Raw genomic sequence first — 16,301 nt, forward strand, 5'->3', positions numbered from 1 at the left:
AACAATTTTTCTATTTTTTCTCAGAAGTTTTTTCGAAATTTCTGCTTGTCGTTTCTTCGACAGCGATACGAAATATGAGAATTAAAGGGATCGAAGCAATCTCTTGCCATGTACGAGAATAGAATAGATTGCCACGTCGGGCTGACACCCTCCTCGCAATGACAGATTGTCACGTGAGCCCACAGGAGCAGAACCTGTCATTGCGAGCCCTGCAAGGGCGTAGCAATCTCCTAAACAATGTGCAAAGTGTGCCACACGAAAAAAGATTGCCACGTCGGGCTGACGCCTTCCTCGCAATGACAGATCAATCTATGAAGAATTCATCATATAAATCTTTTACGCTTCGCACAAAAACATAAGAACAACAAATTTTCTTGATTGATTCGAAACGTTAATCCATAATTTGAATTGCTGATTGCTGTTTTGGGAGATGAAACTTCTTGGATACTGTAATAAAATTTGACTGTCATCGATTTAATCATGAATATATTTTTATTCCTTGACAAATACAAAAAAGTTTCATAAGATATCAAAAGTAAGTTAAAACAAAATATGGCAGGTTGGCTGTACAGATAGAGGCGCGAAATTCATCAGTAGCATGACGGAACTGCTTAAACAGTGTAGATGTTCATGTGAAAGGGAATTTTGCCGAAGCTGAGATCGGTTTAAGAGTGATTGAGGCTGGGCTTACGGAGAATATCCGAAAGACTGTCACAAATTTTTTGTGGAGCGCTATCGTTCGGTTTACATAATTGTTATGCATTTTGGTTATGTAACGGTAGGAGCGATATTACTCCTGCCGTTTTTTTATTGAAAGGAGAACCAAAATGAAGGATAACTTGTCTGTCTGTTTCTGGCATCCATGTTTCCTGTATTTGAAACATACCTCATGCTGATTCTGAATTCGAATTCTTTCAGAACGGCTTAAATTTACCCAAATTTCTTACATTTGTTCCATATTGTATTCGTTTATATCGCAAGAACAACAACCAATAGGAAACTTTTTATTGTTCTTGATATTATGGATTTATTTAAATCAAATAACATTAGATGTGAAGAGGGCAGATACCATGGCAGAAGAATTAAAAATCCAAAATCTTACAACTGAAAAGACTGAATTCAAGCGTGAAGTCGGTGTTTTCGGAGGTGTCAGTTTGTTAGGCGGCATTATGATCGGTTCCGGTATTTTCTATATCGGTTCTTATGTGATGATGCGTACCGGAATGAGTCAGGGATTGTCCCTGTTAGCCTGGATTATCGGTGGAATTGTCTGTTTGCTCGGCGGGTTATGCCTGGCTGAATTGGGTACAGCCATGCCGAAAGCCGGCGGTATGACTGTGTATCTGAATGAAGCATACCATCCAATCGTCGGATTTTTGTGCGGTTTCAGCAGCTGGTTGTTGGGCGGTCCAGGATCCATTGCAGGAATTGCGATTGCATTACCGACAGCCATGCGGACATTTTTTGATTTGAGTGATTTCAGTATCAAAATGATCGCAGTGATTCTGATTCTTGGTTTGACGGTTTACAACTACTTAGGAATTAAGCAGGGCAGCGTTCTGCAAAACATCACCATGGTTGCCAAACTGGTTCCGATTGTAATTATTTTAGTCGCTGCATTATTCCTGGGGCGGGCAACACCGGATCTAAGCCTCGTTCCACAGGGAGACTCTGTAAGTTCTGGAAAAGTAATTGGAATGGTAGCATTCGCTGTGATTGCAACATTGTGGGCCTACGAGGGATGGACGAATCTGAATACCATCAGCGAGGAAGTGAAGAATCCACGGCGGAATTTGCCCCTTTCCATCATCATCGCAATCGTCAGTATTACTGTGTTATACACTTTATTCAATTTTGCAATCTATCGCGTCTTTTCTCTGGAAGAAATTAAAACCTATATTGACAGCGGAAATTTTTATCTTGGAACCGAAGTCGCGAAGTTGTTCATGGGTAATTTCGGAGCCATTCTGGTAACTGTCGGTATGATTGTATCCATGTTCGGTGCATTGAACGGCTGTATTCTGGCTTTCCCCCGCATGTACTATGCGATGTCGGTTGAAGGTCACTTCTTCAAGAGTTTTAAAGTGCTCCATCCTGTCAACAAAATTCCGACTGCTGCATTGTTCGTTCAGGCAGGTATATCGATTATTCTGGTGGTTTTTCGGAGTCTGGATCAATTAACCAGTCTGGTGATTTTCTCCGGAATGATCTATAACTTCCTGACCGTACTTGCTGTAATTATCCTTAGAAGGAAGTACCCAACGATTGAGAGACCTTATAAAGCATGGGGCTATCCGGTGCTGACAGTGATAACAGCATTAATTTTTATGGGATTAATGGTAAATACTTTTATCGAAGATCCAACAACAGCATTATTAAGCCTGGCTGTTCAGGTTGCAGGTGTGTTAGTGTACCTGATTTTCGATAGAATTTATCAGAGAGAAAGGGCAAATTAGGAAAACGATCATGAGAACAGCGATATTTAACGGGAAAGTCTACGTAGACCGGGGCAATTTTGCACAGGCAATACTAATTGAGAATGACCGGATCATTCAAACAGGCTCGGATGCGGAAATTTTAAATTGTTCCGGAATCGAGAAACGAATCGATTGCCAGGGCAGAACGGTTATTCCCGGGTTGAATGATTCCCATTTGCATCTGTTGATGGTCGGAGTCAGTCTTTCTCAGGTACAGATCAACGGCTGTTCTTCCATTGATGATTTGGTTAATCGTTGCAGAGAATTCATCGCAGAAAATCCTGAATCTGTTCGACATGGCTTATTGGGTATGGGATGGAATCAGGATCTCTTCACATCCGGCGAAATTCGCAATCCGAACCGGCATGATCTGGACAGGATCTCTACCGAAATTCCGATCCTGCTGTATCGTGTGTGCGGCCATACTGCGGTGGCTAATACCTGTGCAATTCAAAAACTTGGGTTGACAGCCAAATCTCCTCAGTTTGAGGGCGGTTTTTTTGAAACCGAGGCAGATGGTTATCCCACCGGTTTATTCGCAGAAAATGCCTGCGAACATATCCGTTCAGTTTTTCCCAATCCAACCATAGAAGAATACAAGCAGATGCTCGTTAAAGCCATGCGCTATGCTGCGTCTCAAGGCGTCACATCTGTTCAATCCAATGACGCCGGCGGTATGCAGATCAATACACGTGATGGTCTGGAGATGGTGAAGCAATTGTATGAGTCCGGAAACGGAATTATTCGTTATCATCATCAGATCGGGTTCAAAAACTTGAACGAATTTCAAGAAATGATTGCGACAGGAGATTATCAAAATGGGCGGTATGAAGTTCCTGATTGGCTGACTCTCGGACCGCTGAAATTGTTTAAAGACGGAAGCCTTGGTGCGCGGACAGCGATGATCCGAAATGGTTATCAGGATGATCCTGGAAACTTCGGCGTGGAAACGATTTCTAATGAAGTGGTTGAACAATATTGTATTGCAGCTGCAGATGCCGGCATCCCTGTCGCAATCCACGCGATTGGTGATGGGGCTGTGGAGCAGGTTTTAGATGCTTACCAGAAGGTGCTTGTGGATGGAACCAATCCACTTCGTCATAGTATTGTCCACTGTCAAATAACCGATCGCGGCCTGTTAGAACGAATTGCCCGCATGGGAATTCTGGTGCATTATCAGCCGGTTTTTCTTGATTATGACATGCAGATTGTAGAAAGCCGTGTCGGATCTGACTTGGCATCCACTTCATACGCTTTTCATACACTGGATACATTAGGCGGGAAAATTTCTTACGGAACGGATTCCCCTGTGGAAAATTGCAATCCTTTCGCATGTATTTTCAGTGCTGTTACTCGCAAAGAGCGTTCCGGAAAAATTCCCGCAGCATTCTTTCCGCAGGAATGTGTTGATGTTGAAACTGCGGTGGATGCGTATACCATCGGCAGCGCTTATGCGCAGTTTATGGAACAGCGTAAAGGGCGGATTCGTGAGGGATATCTGGCAGATTTATTGATACTGGATCAGGATATCTTTACTGTTTCAGCGGATCAGATTCAGTATATACATCCGGAACTGACGATGGTAGGCGGAAAAATTGTCTATCAGACGGGACAAATAGGATAACCACTACTCATCAGAAGGATTATTATTTCAAAATTCGAGGACAGGTTTTTCTTTTTATAAGAAAAACCTGTCCTTTTTAATCTTCCGGAAAAATCGGTCGGTCTGTTTCCTGGTGAGTCGGTTTATCGACAAAATTTTGAAAACGGGTAATCAATCTGCCTGGAATGGAACCCTGTATCATGACTCCGTTTTGAAAATTCTCGATCAAATCAATCGATCCTTGTTCATGAAACTGCGCGATCAGCGCTCCTTCGGTAAAGGGCAGACGGACACGAATCGGCAACATCTTTTCATATAACTGTTCCATAATTCCGGCTTTCAGCGCTTCCATCCCCTGCCCTGTTTTAGCAGAAATCAGGAATGCGTCAGGATCTGTTTCTGCCAGTAACTGTTTTGCCTCTTCGGCATCTTCCAGCAAATCAGCCTTGTTGAAAACACTGATGACCGGTATGTGATCCGCCTCGATTTCAGCCAGCGTTGCCTGGACACTTTCATATTGTGCCGCTGCGTTGAAATGCGAGACGTCAATGACATGCAGCAGCAAGTCCGCTTCATTAATTTCTTCCAAAGTCGATCGAAAAGCTGCGATGAGTTGCGTGGGCAGTTTTTGTATAAAACCAACGGTATCTGTAAACAGACACAGGTGCGAACCGGGCAACATCACACGGCGGGTTGTCGGATCCAGCGTGGCAAAAAGTTGATCGGCGACGTATACATCCGCATCGGCAAGTGAATTCAGGAGGGTTGATTTTCCGGAGTTCGTATAGCCTACAAGCGCAACTACAGGAATCTGAGACCGCTTCCGTTGAGCGCGATATCTTTTGCGATGATCCGAAACTTTTTCGATTTCCTTTTTTAAAAATGCGATACGTTTTCTGATCTCGCGTTTATCAACTTCCAATTGCGTTTCACCCGGACCGCGCAGACCGACGCCGCCGGCGCTTCCGGAACGTCCGGACGCACCGCCTGCCTGCCGCTCCAAATGGCTCCAGGCATGGGATAATCTGGGAAGGCGATATTCATGTTGCGCCAATTCCACCTGAAGACGCCCCTCTTTGGTTGTGGCATGCTGAGCAAAAATGTCCAGAATGAGCGTCGTCCGATCGATAATGCGCACTGATTTTCCAAAACGGAGGCTGAGCTCTCGCAGATGGCGGGGTGATAATTCGTTATCAAAAAGGATGATATCTGCCAGCGTTTCTTCAGCCAGCGCTGCAACCTCCTCCACTTTCCCGCTGCCGATGTAAGTACTGGCATGCGGACGTTCCAGCTTTTGACTGGTTTCACCGACCACTTCCAAACCGGCTGTGTCAGCAAGTAATGCCAGCTCTTCCAGTGAATCTGACAATGACAAGATGGAAGGTTCGTTTTTAATCTCGACGCCAACCAGAAAAGCGCGTTCTTTTCGTTCATTTGTAGATCTGAGTATATTTTCTGCCATAAATCCAATTATACCGAGAAAACTTCATCATTTACTTTGGAACAAGCGGTTCGAAATTTGAAAAAGCCTTTTGAGTAAAAAGAAAAAAACTTGTTATTGTGTAAGGGCGAAGCAATTTTCTGCCAAATGCGGGAATAGATTGCTTCATTGGACTGACGCCCTCCTCGCAATGACAGATCAATCCATATTTCGAATTGCTGGATCACGGATGGATAAGCAGCAAAATCCTTTATAATTTGAATTAATGAGAACTGAAATGATTTCTGTCCAGCCGTTTGATGATGTCCATTCCGTAATCGATAAAATGAATCAAATATTGAATGCCAATGTTGCGGTGAAACGGATTTTAATCATTTGGCCGAAACGCGGCCGGTTAATAGAAGAACCGCTGGATTTCGGCAGGCTGGCGACATGGGCGAAACATCATGATGTGCAAATTGCAATAGCCGTAAGAGACCCTTTTATCCAAAAAATCGCTGCTGAAAGAAATATTCCTGTGTTTTCATCTCGAGAAAATGCGCAGCAGGAGAATTGGATTTCAAAAAAAGTATTGGATGTGGATTTACAACCTGTTCGACAACAGGCTTTCGCAGCTCTTCAAGCCGATAAGGAAACAGTCAGCTTGCGAACACGAGTCTCCAAATGGAGTTATTTACTGCTCTTACCTGCTTTTGCCGTTGTTTTCATCGTTCTCTCTCTGCTGATTCCACATGCAATTATTTATGTTCCCAGAGAAAATGCAGTACAAACTTTGAGCATTCCTTTTTGGACAAGCGAAGAATTGGAAACTGCAACAAAAAATGGAGGGATACCTTCAAAGGTAGATCATCTTTTTTTAAATCTACAGGCAACCGTTCCTGCAACCGATCGTGTTCACTCAAAGGGTATGCTTGCTTCAGGAACAATCACCCTATCAAGCAGTTGCATCAATGAACAACGGATTTCGGCAGGGACGCTTGTTATGACTGCTGATTCTGAACCAAAAAAGTTTCATTTGCTGGAAGAAATCCAATTAGCTTCCGGAGAAACCAAAGATGCTGGTATTATTGCAGATTCCAGCGGATCCGATTCCAATTTATCCGAAGGATCGATTGTTTTGATTGATAAACCGTTTGATAGTTGTATCCAAGTCCTGCAAAGCAGACCGACCAGCGGAGGTACGGATGGTATTTATCCAAGCCCTGGCAAACTTGATTACGACCATGCGGCATCGATCATCCTCGAACAGGTTGAGTCGGAAGCCAATCAGGCGATTCAGGATTTATATGGCTCTCTACGTATGCCATTAAAAAACAGTCTGCGAATCGAAAAGGTTTCTGATGAGATCCTGACACCGGAAATCGGATATGCCGGATCTGAATTAACGCTGCAGCAAACCATTGAAGTATCTGTCCGTACCGTCAGTTATCAGGATATGATCGCGTTTGCCAAACTGATGATGGATCATCAGAAAAATGGTGTTTTTTTTCCAAAAAATGATGCCATTTCATTTCAGGATGAGAATCCACCAGTATTATCCGAGAATGGATTGATCACATGGAGTCTGATCGCGGAAAGGGTTGGATCTTTCCGGTATGATGCGGATCAGATAAGAGCAATTGTTACCGGGGAAAAAATTGCGTATGGAAAAGCAAAACTGGAAGAATTTTTTCAAAATTCCGATGCATTCAGTGTTCAGGTTTGGCCAGCGTGGATTCACTCGTTTCCTGTTGTGTCCGCAAATATCTGGATTTGGGATCAGTAGCAAGTGTCTGCATTGTTTCCTCATGCGATGATACAACAATTCGATATTCGAAAAAAACATTTTCGGACAGCAATTAATCCCCCCATATTTTGATTACTGGAGAATATGGAACCACGATGAAAATTCGGAAGAAAATTTTAGCAGTTGATTTGGGCGAGAAAAATATCGGATTGGCAATCAGTGATTTGTATGGAATGATTGCCATGCCACTGGAAACGTTTCAGCATCGGAATCGTGAATGGGACGCGCAGCATATTGTCGAGAAAGCCGATTCCGTTGGTGCATCGATCATCCTGATAGGACAGGCGTTGGATGCTGAAGGTCAGATTGGCTCAGCCGCCCGGCATGCAATCAAAGTGGCTGATGTTGTGCGTTCTTTTTTTCAGGGTGAAGTGCTGTTGTGGGATGAATCCGGCTCGACCGATGCCGTTAAAAAAAATTATGTGGAAATGGGAATTCCCAGAACAAAACGCAGAGGTCATTTAGATGCAAGCGCTGCGGCTTGGATTCTCCAGGATTTTTTAGATTCTCAATCTTATCAGGAAAGTTTTGGCGAAAAGCGTGACCAGGATGATTCGTAGACCACTCAGAGGAAAACCGCTTATTCTTTTAATTCTGGCAGCTGTCATTGTGTTGCTTATGATTGCAGTCATTCTTCCGTTTCAAAAAAATGAAAGTCGTTTAGCCGTTCTAATTGGCTCAGCTTCCGAAGATTTATCCTGGCTGCAGCGGATTCGATTGATATTCATTCTTTCACGGCAGCTGGATGAATTGAGTCAACCGGTTGGCAGTGCAGGCAATACCTCGATTATTACCGTAGATGAAGGTGAATCAGTCATTTCGGTTGCTCAGGAAATGCTGGATGGCGGTTTCATTCGGGACAAAGAATTGTTCTTGAATTATCTTGTTTACCGCGGCATCGATAAAAAGATTCTGCCCGGGAAATATGCGATGCAGGACAATTTGTCAATCCTTGAGGTTGGGGATCATCTAATGGATCCGGCTTATCGATTAATCAGTCTGACACTGTTGCCTGGGTTACGTCTTGAGGAAATTGCTGACCTGATTGAACAATCCGGACTGAGATTTTCTTCAGAAGCTTTTCTGATTGCTGCCAAAGACTATCCTGCAGAATTACATCCTGCAGGAGGGACTTCCTTGGAAGGTTATCTGCTTGCCGGCGTTTATGAATTCAAACGATCGATTTCATTGGAATCATTTTTGAACGGATTTGTAAATCATTTTCAGCGAATCGTCGACGAAGATATGGTCGAAGCATTCAGACGGAACGGGATTACGCTCAAACAGGCTGTGACGATGGCATCCATGATCGGAAGGGAAGCGATGTCACCTGAGGAATATCCAATGATCGCTTCCGTTTTTTACAATCGGCTGCGGGCAGGTATGCGTTTCGAAAGTGATCCGACCGTGCAATATGCAGTGGGTTGGGATGAAAATCAGAAGACTTGGTGGAAGAATCCGCTTGAATTATCTGATTTATCGGTTTATTCTGAATATAATACCTACATGATTGCGGGATTTCCCAAAGGTCCGATTTCGAATTCTTCGATCGAAATTCTGCGTGGGGTAGCAAATCCTGATCAAACGCCCTTTTTCTATTTCAGAGCGAAATGTGACGGTTCGCCGTATCACAATTTTGCCGTAACTTATGAGGAACATTTACAAAATGACTGTAACTGAAAAAACCGGTTTTATACAGGGAATCGAAAAGAAACAGAATTTGATCTTTTGGTTGATGTTGTCTGTCATTATGGCTGTTGGCGGCATACTCTATTTTCGGACAACGCCGCATGGTGTCGGTTTGGTCAGCGATTCTGTGAATTACATTAATGGAGCACGTTCCATTGCTGCCGGTAACGGATATTTCCGTGAAAGTGGAGGCGGTATCCTGAAACCCATTACAAATTTTCCTCCGCTGTATTCCATCTTATTGTCCATTCCTTTCTGGTTAAAAGCGGACTGGTTTGCTGCAGTCAGATATTTTGGCTTGATCTTTTTTATGCTGAATCTTGGATTGACTGGTATTCTGGTACACGCAATGGTAAAGAATATCTGGTTTGGACTTGGGGCTGCTTTATTGATGCTGGTTTCGAAGCCTTTCCTTTATTTTCAAGTTTTTGCAATGTCAGAATCGCTATTTTTCTTTTGTACACTTGCATCATTTCTGTTTTTTGTTTTTGCTTTGGAGACGGAAAAACAAAGGAACTGGTTTTTATGCGGATTGTTCAGCGGATTCGCATTCCTGACCCGTTACGTTGGGATCATATCACTTTTTGCCATCTTATCCGTTTTAATGTTGAACAGGAGGACAAAAAATACTCTGAAATCGATGTTATGGCTGCTGATCGGAGCGGTTCCTTTAATTTCGGCATGGTTAATTCGCAATGTCATCGTTTCCGGTAATGCATCCAATCGCGAATTCTTTTTTCATCCACTGAGCGGCGAGGAAATTAAGGGAGGGATACTGATTTTTTGGAAATGGATTTTCCCCATCCGTTATCAAAATGTGGAACAGACAGTTTTCTGGATGGAATGGATCGTTATCGGTTTGGCGCTTGCCGGTTTCTTGTTCCTCGTGATTCTTTTTCTATTGTCTCTGAAAAAAAGCACTATTTTCCCCGCATCAATCAAATGGCTATGGGTTTTTGTTGTTTATATTCTCAGTTATCTTGCTTTTATCTGGGCGACCATTTCTTTCTTTGACGCATCCGTTAACATCGAAGAACGGATTCTATATCCTGTGTTTATGGTAATGATCCTATTCGTTTTTACTGTCGCAAAGTTCATCCTGCAGCGGAAGAAATGGTTTCTCCAATTGGCTCTGCTGGGATTGTACGGTTTTTTTATCATTGCTTTTTCACAGGATCTAATCCGGTTTGTTCCAAAATTCCAATCGGAAGGGTATGGATGGGCATGGGAAGGCTGGCGGACTTCACCCGCGATGCAGATCATCCAGGATATTCCCTCGGAAATCATGATTTATTCCAACCAACCAGAAGCTGTCAGTTTATGGGCAGGAAGAGGATCTTTTGCTTTATTGGATCCGATCGATCCTTCGACGAATTTGCCTCGTGCCGATTATTCAGATACAATAGAAAGAATTCGCAGTCAGGTTTTAGAAGGGCAATCGGTTCTTGTATTTTTTGGAATTGACTCCTGGATTGGTGTGGATTCTAACAACTGGATTACCGAGTTATGTGATGCTTTGCCAATGATCTACCAGGATTCCAGTGAATGGGTTGTTGGAAGAAAAGGAATAATCGAAAAATGAAATATTCAGATGAAATTATTTTAAAAGCTTATCAATCAGGGTATGAATATGAAGGCACGCGCGGAAATTGTGCTCAATGTGTTTTGGCAGCGCTGATGGATACAATTGGGGGAATTGAGGATAATATCTTTCAGGCGGCTTACGGTTTGCATGGAGGTACTGTATCCAATGGTGTCGGAACCTGTGGTGCATTAGCAGGCGCTATTATTGCTATCGGAACGCGATACGGTAGAGATCGGGCGGCGTTTGACCGCGGCGAAAAAGAGTGCAAGAATGACCTTCTGGCTCGGGAATTGTGCAACAAATTTTTTGAAGTTTACGGTGGCTTGACCTGTGAAAAAGTCCAAACGGCTATTATGGGACGGTCTTTCAATATGAAAGATCCGGAAGAGCGGAAACTTTACCTTGCATGCGGCGGACATGTCGACAAATGCACATCGGTCGTTGGCAATGCTGCAAAGTGGACAATTGAAATTTTAAATCAATTTGAGGAATAAAAAACAGTGATATGAAAAATGGGAAGGATTACCTTCTTGTTGCATTGATTTTCCGTTTTAAGTGCAAACATTACAACAACAAGATTTCTCTCATTTTTTTTGAAGCTTTGCAGTAATGAATGAGTATAAAAAGAGGGCGCGGAATTCCGCGCCCTCTTCATTGTATTATTCAACCGGTACAGTCGGCATTACGTCTTTTCCAAGAACAATTTGGGGTACTGTTCCTTCGGGTACAATCATGAATTTATCCGTTTCTTTGATTGCTGAAGCATTTAATTGAGCAATCAGATATTGATAATAGGATGGATTCTCTTCATAGATCTTTGCCAAAAGTTCCGTATTCGCCAGATCGGCTTTCGCTAATTCTGCAGCTGCTTTTGCTTTTTCTGCATTCAACTGTTGTTCCAGAATTGCATTTTCTTTTCCCGCCTCAATCACAGCACGTTTTGCGATCAATTCCTGTTCTTCCAGTTGAGCCAGAATAACTTTTTGGCGGGCAGTTTCTTGGGCTGCTGCCTGTTGAACCCGAATTTCAGCTTCTTTTTGGACAGCGTTTGCTTTTCCTTCCTGTTCCAGCTTTTGTGATTGTGCTTTGGCTTTTTCCGCATCCAGCAAATATTGATTGGTTTCGTTGATGACTACCATTGCCTGATCAGAAGCCTGAACATCCGTGACAACGATGTTATTGACATACATTCCGATTTCCCGTGTCAATTTTTCCAGTTCCGATTCGATACAGTTGCGCAGTGTATCCCGTCCTTCGGCAACTGCGTTGCCACGAAGATCGTTTTGGCCGACACAGACTTTCATTGCCTGTCTTGAAAAGCCGTCCATTTGGGATTCCAGCGTTTCATTGCTGGTATAAATTCTTCGATAATTTACAAAATCTTTTGCAATCTGATCTTTGCTGAAATATTCAATTGTTCCGTCTGCTTTCTTTTCTTTCACGCTTGTTAAAGACGGGCGGAAAACTTGCCCTCGAATTTCTACATAAACCGGCTGCATGTCTTTTGTAAATACTTCGTCATCGGAAACTTGAAACCAGACGCCTTCAATATTGTAGCTTTCCATCTTTACATAAAGTCCGAAATCGCTGTAAATTCCTCCAGGTCCGACAATATCAACAATTTCTCCGGCGCGAATTTTGACACCCATCTCCTGTTGTCCCAGACCCTTCATTATATAGACTGGTTTGAAGGCTACAAAGGCAACAACAAGAAGTGCGAAGATTGCTAAAATGAGGATGCCGGTTTTATTGAAACCTGAAACAGTATTGTTCTTTTTCGGTTTTTCCGGACGATAATTTTCCATGACTACCCCTTTTCTTTTTTATTAATTTGATGAAAGTCATGTTACTGAGAAAAAAATCTTGCTGATTCTATTTGAAACCGGCTGCCCAGGTTGAATACCTGTTCATCAGTTTTTGATTAACTTTCATCGTTATACTTATATACGAAAAATTGATCTTTTCTTCTCGGAATCTGATTAATTTCTTTTGATAAGGATACTGATAAAATAAATTCAATCAGGCAGAAGAGCCAATTATTCGTAAGTTTCCGGTTTGAGGATTCCGATATATGGCAGGTTACGATAGAAGTCCGAATAGTCAAGACCATAACCGACAACAAAATGATCCCCCATGGTAAAACCGCAATAATCTGGTTTTATCTCGCATTGATGTTTATTGATTTTATCCACGAGACAAATCGTTTTGATGGAAGCTGGTTTTCTTGCGTGGAAGAGCTCGGTTAAATATTTCAATGTCAAACCGGAATCGATAATATCTTCAACGATGATCACATGTTTATCCGTAATATTCTTGTCGAGATCTTTAATGATTTTTACAACGCCGGTGGATCTGGCACTGGTACCGTAGCTTGAAACTGCAATAAAATCCATAAACAATCGGCATTTCATACTTCTGCACAAATCTGCGTAGAAGAAGGAAGCGCCTTTCAGAACGCATACCATTAAGGGATCTTTTTGTTCATAATCGACTGTGAGTTGAGCAGCCAGTTCATCTACCCTCTTCTTGATCATTTCTTGCGAAAAAAGGACTTCAGCAATATCATTTTGTTCATTGGTAATTCGCATTATTTTCCTCTTTAAATAGTTCAGAGAATCAGTAATTTGAAATTTGAAAAGAATTCATTGTTGTTCTTTATTCGAAAAGTCAATTCATGTTTCAAATCACTGTCAGGGAATCGATGAATTTGTTTTTTTATCCTCTTACAATTTTATTTGAATATTCAGTTTTCAATGGCGGGAGATTACAACGCTGCCTGGCTGTATGAAAAGAATTATTCCTTTCTTTATTTGATCAGTCAATCGATATTTCGATTTGCTGACATGAAATAAATATGATAATAGTGACTCGTTTTATAATTGAATTAGTTTAATCATCCGTTTTTTTTTGGATTTGAATAGTCATAAAAAAGATTGGAGTCAGATAAATATGTCAACCTGTGCAATTGTCGGAATAAATTGGGGCGATGAAGGAAAAGGCAGGATGGTCGACTTGATATCCAGCAGCTATGATATTGTTGTGCGATATCAAGGGGGCAATAATGCAGGACATACCGTTGTCAATGAATACGGAAAATTTGCATTAAATCTTATCCCTTCAGGAATTTTTCGAAAGAATATTGTCAATGTTTTAGGAACTGGTACAGTCGTTGATCTGGAGCATCTAAGCGGAGAGATTAATAAACTCAAAAGTGCTGGAATCGCAATCTCTCCCGAAAACCTGAAAATCAGCGATCGAGCAATGATTGTATTTCCGTTTCATAAACAGCAGGATGTACTGGAGGAACAACGGCTGGCTGATAAAAAATATGGATCGACTAAACGCGGAATTGCTCCGGTTTATAGTGACAAATTCCAAAAAAAGGGCGTTCATATGGGAGAACTCCTGTATCCGCAAAAAATAAAAAGCCATCTGGAGAGTATTCTTGAATGGAAAAATCTCATTCTAAAAAATGTATACGGAGCTGATCCCTATCGTCTGCAAGATATTCTTGCCTGGACCGAATGCTTTGGAGAGATTTTATCGCCTTATATCACTGATACCGGAATTCTTTTGCGAAAAGCAAATGCTGAAGGGAAGAAAATTCTTTTTGAAGCTCAACTGGGTGCATTGCGTGATATTGATTATGGGATCTATCCGTATACTTCCTCTTCAAATCCGTTGGCATCTTATGCACCGATTGGATGTGGTGCGCCGGATTTACGGGTGGATGAGGTGGTTGGTGTTGTGAAGGCATATTCGACCTGCGTCGGTGAAGGTCCGTTTACATCGGAATGGTTTGGAGAAGATGCGGATCGATTGAGAGAAGCCGGCGGTGAATACGGCGCAGCAACTGGACGGCCGAGAAGAGTTGGTCCGATGGATATTGTAGCAACGAATTATGGTGTCCAAGTACAAGGAGCCACATGTATTGCATTAACAAAAATGGATATTCTATCCTATCTGGACAAGATTCCGGTTTGTACCGCATATGAAATCAATGGACAAAAAACGACAGATTTTCCGTTCCATGCGATTCTGGATGAAGCGAAACCTGTTTATGAATTTTTGCCTGGCTGGAAATGCGATATCAGCTCTGTTCGTAATTATGAGGCGCTTCCTTCAGAAGCACGAGAATATGTTGAATATATTGAAAAGAAAATCAATTGTCCCATTAAATATGTTTCAGTTGGGCCAGGAAGAGATGAAATTATCTTAAGGTAATGGTGAAATGGATCGATACGAAAGCCCTTTGGGAACACGATATGCTTCTGAAAAAATGCTTTGGTTGTTTTCAGCCGATAATCGTTACAGAACCTGGCGAAAACTATGGACAGCGCTTGCCCGAGCTGAACATAACCTTGGTCTGCCAATCAGTGCAGACCAGGTAGCTGAGCTTGAAGCGCATATTGATGATATTGATTATGTTGTTGTCGCAAAAAAAGAACAGGAAGTGCGCCATGATGTGATGGCGCACATTTATGCTTATGGACTGGTCTGTCCAACTGCCAAAGGTATTATCCATTTAGGCGCAACCAGTTGTTATGTGACTGATAATGCAGACCTGATTATTTATCGCGATGCGCTCCGATGGATTCGCGATGAATTACTGACGATCATCGAGAGCCTTTGTTTGTTTGCGGATCGTTACAAATCCCTTCCAACGCTTGGTTTTACCCATTTACAGCCGGCGCAGCTTGTAACCGTGGGTAAAAGAGCTTGTCTGTGGCTTCAGGATCTCATGCTTGACCTGGATGAGTTGGATTTTGTGCTGGATAGTATTTGTTTTCTGGGTTCCAGAGGAACTACCGGGACCGAAGCGAGCTTCCTCGAGTTATTTGAAGGAGATCAATCGAAAATCGATGAGATGAATCGTCAAATCGCAGCGGAATTTGATTTTCAGCGTCTTTTTGGCGTTTCCGGTCAAACTTATCCAAGAAAATTTGATTCGAGGATTTTAAATGTGCTCAGTTCTCTCTCGCAAAGCTGTTACCGCTTTGCGAATGATTTGCGATTGCTCCAGCATATGCAGCAAATTGAAGAACCTTTTGCGGAAGATCAGGTGGGTTCGTCAGCAATGGCTTATAAACGGAATCCGATTCTCAGCGAACGTGTCTGCTCACTTGCCAGATATGTCATCGTGGATGCAATGAATGCACCATTGACTGCATCAACACAATGGTTTGAACGAACGCTGGATGATTCTGCGAATCGCAGAATTTCTTTGCCGGAAGGTTTTCTGGCTGTGGACGCGATCCTGCTGCTCATGAAAAAGATCATTTCCGGTCTGCATGTCAATGAAAAGATGATTGAAAATTCAGTAAAGAATAACTTACCTTTTATTGCGACAGAAAATCTGCTGATGCTGGCAGTTAAAAAAGGGAAAGATCGTCAAGTTGTTCATGAGATCATCCGAAAGCATTCGATGGCGGCGACGGCATGCATGAAAAATGGAGAACCTTGTGATTTGCTGGAGCGTCTTGCGGGAGATACGAATTTAGGAATCAGTATCGAGGAGATCACCAGAACATTGGAACCTTCTGATTATGTTGGCCGGTCGGTTGATCAGACAGAAACCTATATCCGACTTTGTTTAAAGCGGATAAAAGGTAGCTAAGATCAGCGATTTGACCTGTTCGTTTTCTTTCTCTATTCGAAACGAATGCTTCTATGTCGAATTGTTCCTTTCTCTGGCCTTTTTCTATTTCTATGGTTATACT

Annotated in this window: 12 protein-coding genes and 1 riboswitch; of the genes, 9 read left to right on the plus strand and 3 right to left on the minus strand. The window is 42.4% G+C overall.

What is annotated here, in order from left to right; translation table 11 throughout:
* The first annotated feature begins 565 nt into the window (after positions 1-565).
* Positions 566-743, plus strand: a riboswitch (Lysine riboswitch).
* A 327-nt stretch (positions 744-1,070) separates the two neighbouring features.
* Both ATC1_RS08500 and ATC1_RS08505 read left to right on the plus strand, forming a co-directional pair.
* Positions 1,071-2,456 carry an APC family permease gene (locus ATC1_RS08500; RefSeq protein ID WP_062280389.1) on the plus strand — a complete coding sequence of 462 codons (1,386 nt, stop codon included), beginning with the start codon at positions 1,071-1,073 and terminating at the stop codon, positions 2,454-2,456.
* A gap of 10 nt (positions 2,457-2,466) precedes the next feature.
* Positions 2,467-4,101, plus strand: coding sequence for an amidohydrolase (locus ATC1_RS08505; RefSeq protein ID WP_062280392.1), 1,635 nt, complete (start codon positions 2,467-2,469; stop codon positions 4,099-4,101).
* A gap of 76 nt (positions 4,102-4,177) precedes the next feature.
* Here ATC1_RS08505 and hflX read toward each other — a convergent pair whose 3' ends face one another.
* The gene (gene hflX, locus ATC1_RS08510; protein WP_062280396.1) at positions 4,178-5,542 is read right to left on the minus strand and encodes a GTPase HflX; all 1,365 of its coding nucleotides are present in this window, start codon (positions 5,540-5,542) and stop codon (positions 4,178-4,180) included.
* A gap of 256 nt (positions 5,543-5,798) precedes the next feature.
* Between hflX and ATC1_RS08515 the strand changes: the two genes are divergently transcribed.
* The 5 genes from ATC1_RS08515 (at position 5,799) to ATC1_RS08535 (ending at position 11,075) form a co-directional block, all read left to right on the plus strand.
* Positions 5,799-7,286, plus strand: a complete 1,488-nt coding sequence (locus ATC1_RS08515) for a hypothetical protein (protein ID WP_062280399.1) — start codon at positions 5,799-5,801, stop codon at positions 7,284-7,286.
* Positions 7,287-7,402: 116 nt separating this feature from the next.
* Entirely contained in the window at positions 7,403-7,867 is a 465-nt protein-coding gene (gene ruvX, locus ATC1_RS08520; protein WP_062280403.1) for a Holliday junction resolvase RuvX, read from the plus strand.
* A complete protein-coding gene (gene mltG, locus ATC1_RS08525) occupies positions 7,836-8,987 on the plus strand; it encodes an endolytic transglycosylase MltG (protein ID WP_152024273.1) in 1,152 nt (383 codons plus the stop codon). Before ruvX ends, mltG begins: the two co-directional genes overlap by 32 nt.
* Positions 8,974-10,578, plus strand: a complete 1,605-nt coding sequence (locus ATC1_RS08530; RefSeq protein WP_062280409.1) for an ArnT family glycosyltransferase — start codon at positions 8,974-8,976, stop codon at positions 10,576-10,578. The genes mltG and ATC1_RS08530 overlap by 14 nt, the downstream gene beginning before the upstream one ends.
* Positions 10,575-11,075 (plus strand): C-GCAxxG-C-C family protein, encoded by a 501-nt coding sequence (locus ATC1_RS08535; RefSeq protein ID WP_062280413.1) that lies wholly within the window; start codon positions 10,575-10,577, stop codon positions 11,073-11,075. The genes ATC1_RS08530 and ATC1_RS08535 overlap by 4 nt, the downstream gene beginning before the upstream one ends.
* 165 nt (positions 11,076-11,240) lie before the next feature.
* On the opposite strand, the gene ATC1_RS08540 is transcribed toward ATC1_RS08535, so the two are convergent.
* Together ATC1_RS08540 and hpt are read right to left on the minus strand one after the other, a co-directional pair.
* Positions 11,241-12,386, minus strand: a complete 1,146-nt coding sequence (locus tag ATC1_RS08540; RefSeq protein WP_062280417.1) for an SPFH domain-containing protein — start codon at positions 12,384-12,386, stop codon at positions 11,241-11,243.
* 231 nt (positions 12,387-12,617) lie between these two features.
* On the minus strand, positions 12,618-13,169 hold the full coding sequence (gene hpt, locus ATC1_RS08545; RefSeq protein WP_062280420.1) for a hypoxanthine phosphoribosyltransferase: 552 nt from the start codon (positions 13,167-13,169) through the stop codon (positions 12,618-12,620).
* Between the two features lie 361 nt (positions 13,170-13,530).
* On the opposite strand from hpt, the gene ATC1_RS08550 reads away from it, so the two are divergent.
* A complete protein-coding gene (locus ATC1_RS08550) occupies positions 13,531-14,805 on the plus strand; it encodes an adenylosuccinate synthase (RefSeq protein ID WP_062280423.1) in 1,275 nt (424 codons plus the stop codon).
* A 7-nt stretch (positions 14,806-14,812) separates the two neighbouring features.
* Positions 14,813-16,198: an adenylosuccinate lyase gene (gene purB / locus ATC1_RS08555; protein ID WP_062280426.1), complete on the plus strand. Its 1,386-nt coding sequence runs from the start codon at positions 14,813-14,815 to the stop codon at positions 16,196-16,198.
* Positions 16,199-16,301: the final 103 nt, after the last annotated feature.

This window comes from Flexilinea flocculi (genome assembly GCF_001192795.1).
GTDB lineage: Bacteria > Chloroflexota > Anaerolineae > Anaerolineales > Anaerolineaceae > Flexilinea > Flexilinea flocculi.

Excerpts from the sequence above, each read along its gene's own strand:
- hflX (WP_062280396.1), bottom strand. The coding sequence starts at position 5,542 with ATGGCAGAAAATATACTCAGATCTACAAATGAACGAAAAGAACGCGCT.
- hpt (WP_062280420.1), bottom strand. The coding sequence starts at position 13,169 with ATGCGAATTACCAATGAACAAAATGATATTGCTGAAGTCCTTTTTTCG.
- ATC1_RS08505 (WP_062280392.1), top strand. The coding sequence starts at position 2,467 with ATGAGAACAGCGATATTTAACGGGAAAGTCTACGTAGACCGGGGCAAT.
- ATC1_RS08550 (WP_062280423.1), top strand. The coding sequence starts at position 13,531 with ATGTCAACCTGTGCAATTGTCGGAATAAATTGGGGCGATGAAGGAAAA.
- purB (WP_062280426.1), top strand. The coding sequence starts at position 14,813 with ATGGATCGATACGAAAGCCCTTTGGGAACACGATATGCTTCTGAAAAA.
- ATC1_RS08530 (WP_062280409.1), top strand. The coding sequence starts at position 8,974 with ATGACTGTAACTGAAAAAACCGGTTTTATACAGGGAATCGAAAAGAAA.
- ruvX (WP_062280403.1), top strand. The coding sequence starts at position 7,403 with ATGAAAATTCGGAAGAAAATTTTAGCAGTTGATTTGGGCGAGAAAAAT.
- ATC1_RS08540 (WP_062280417.1), bottom strand. The coding sequence starts at position 12,386 with ATGGAAAATTATCGTCCGGAAAAACCGAAAAAGAACAATACTGTTTCA.
- ATC1_RS08535 (WP_062280413.1), top strand. The coding sequence starts at position 10,575 with ATGAAATATTCAGATGAAATTATTTTAAAAGCTTATCAATCAGGGTAT.
- ATC1_RS08515 (WP_062280399.1), top strand. The coding sequence starts at position 5,799 with ATGATTTCTGTCCAGCCGTTTGATGATGTCCATTCCGTAATCGATAAA.
- ATC1_RS08500 (WP_062280389.1), top strand. The coding sequence starts at position 1,071 with ATGGCAGAAGAATTAAAAATCCAAAATCTTACAACTGAAAAGACTGAA.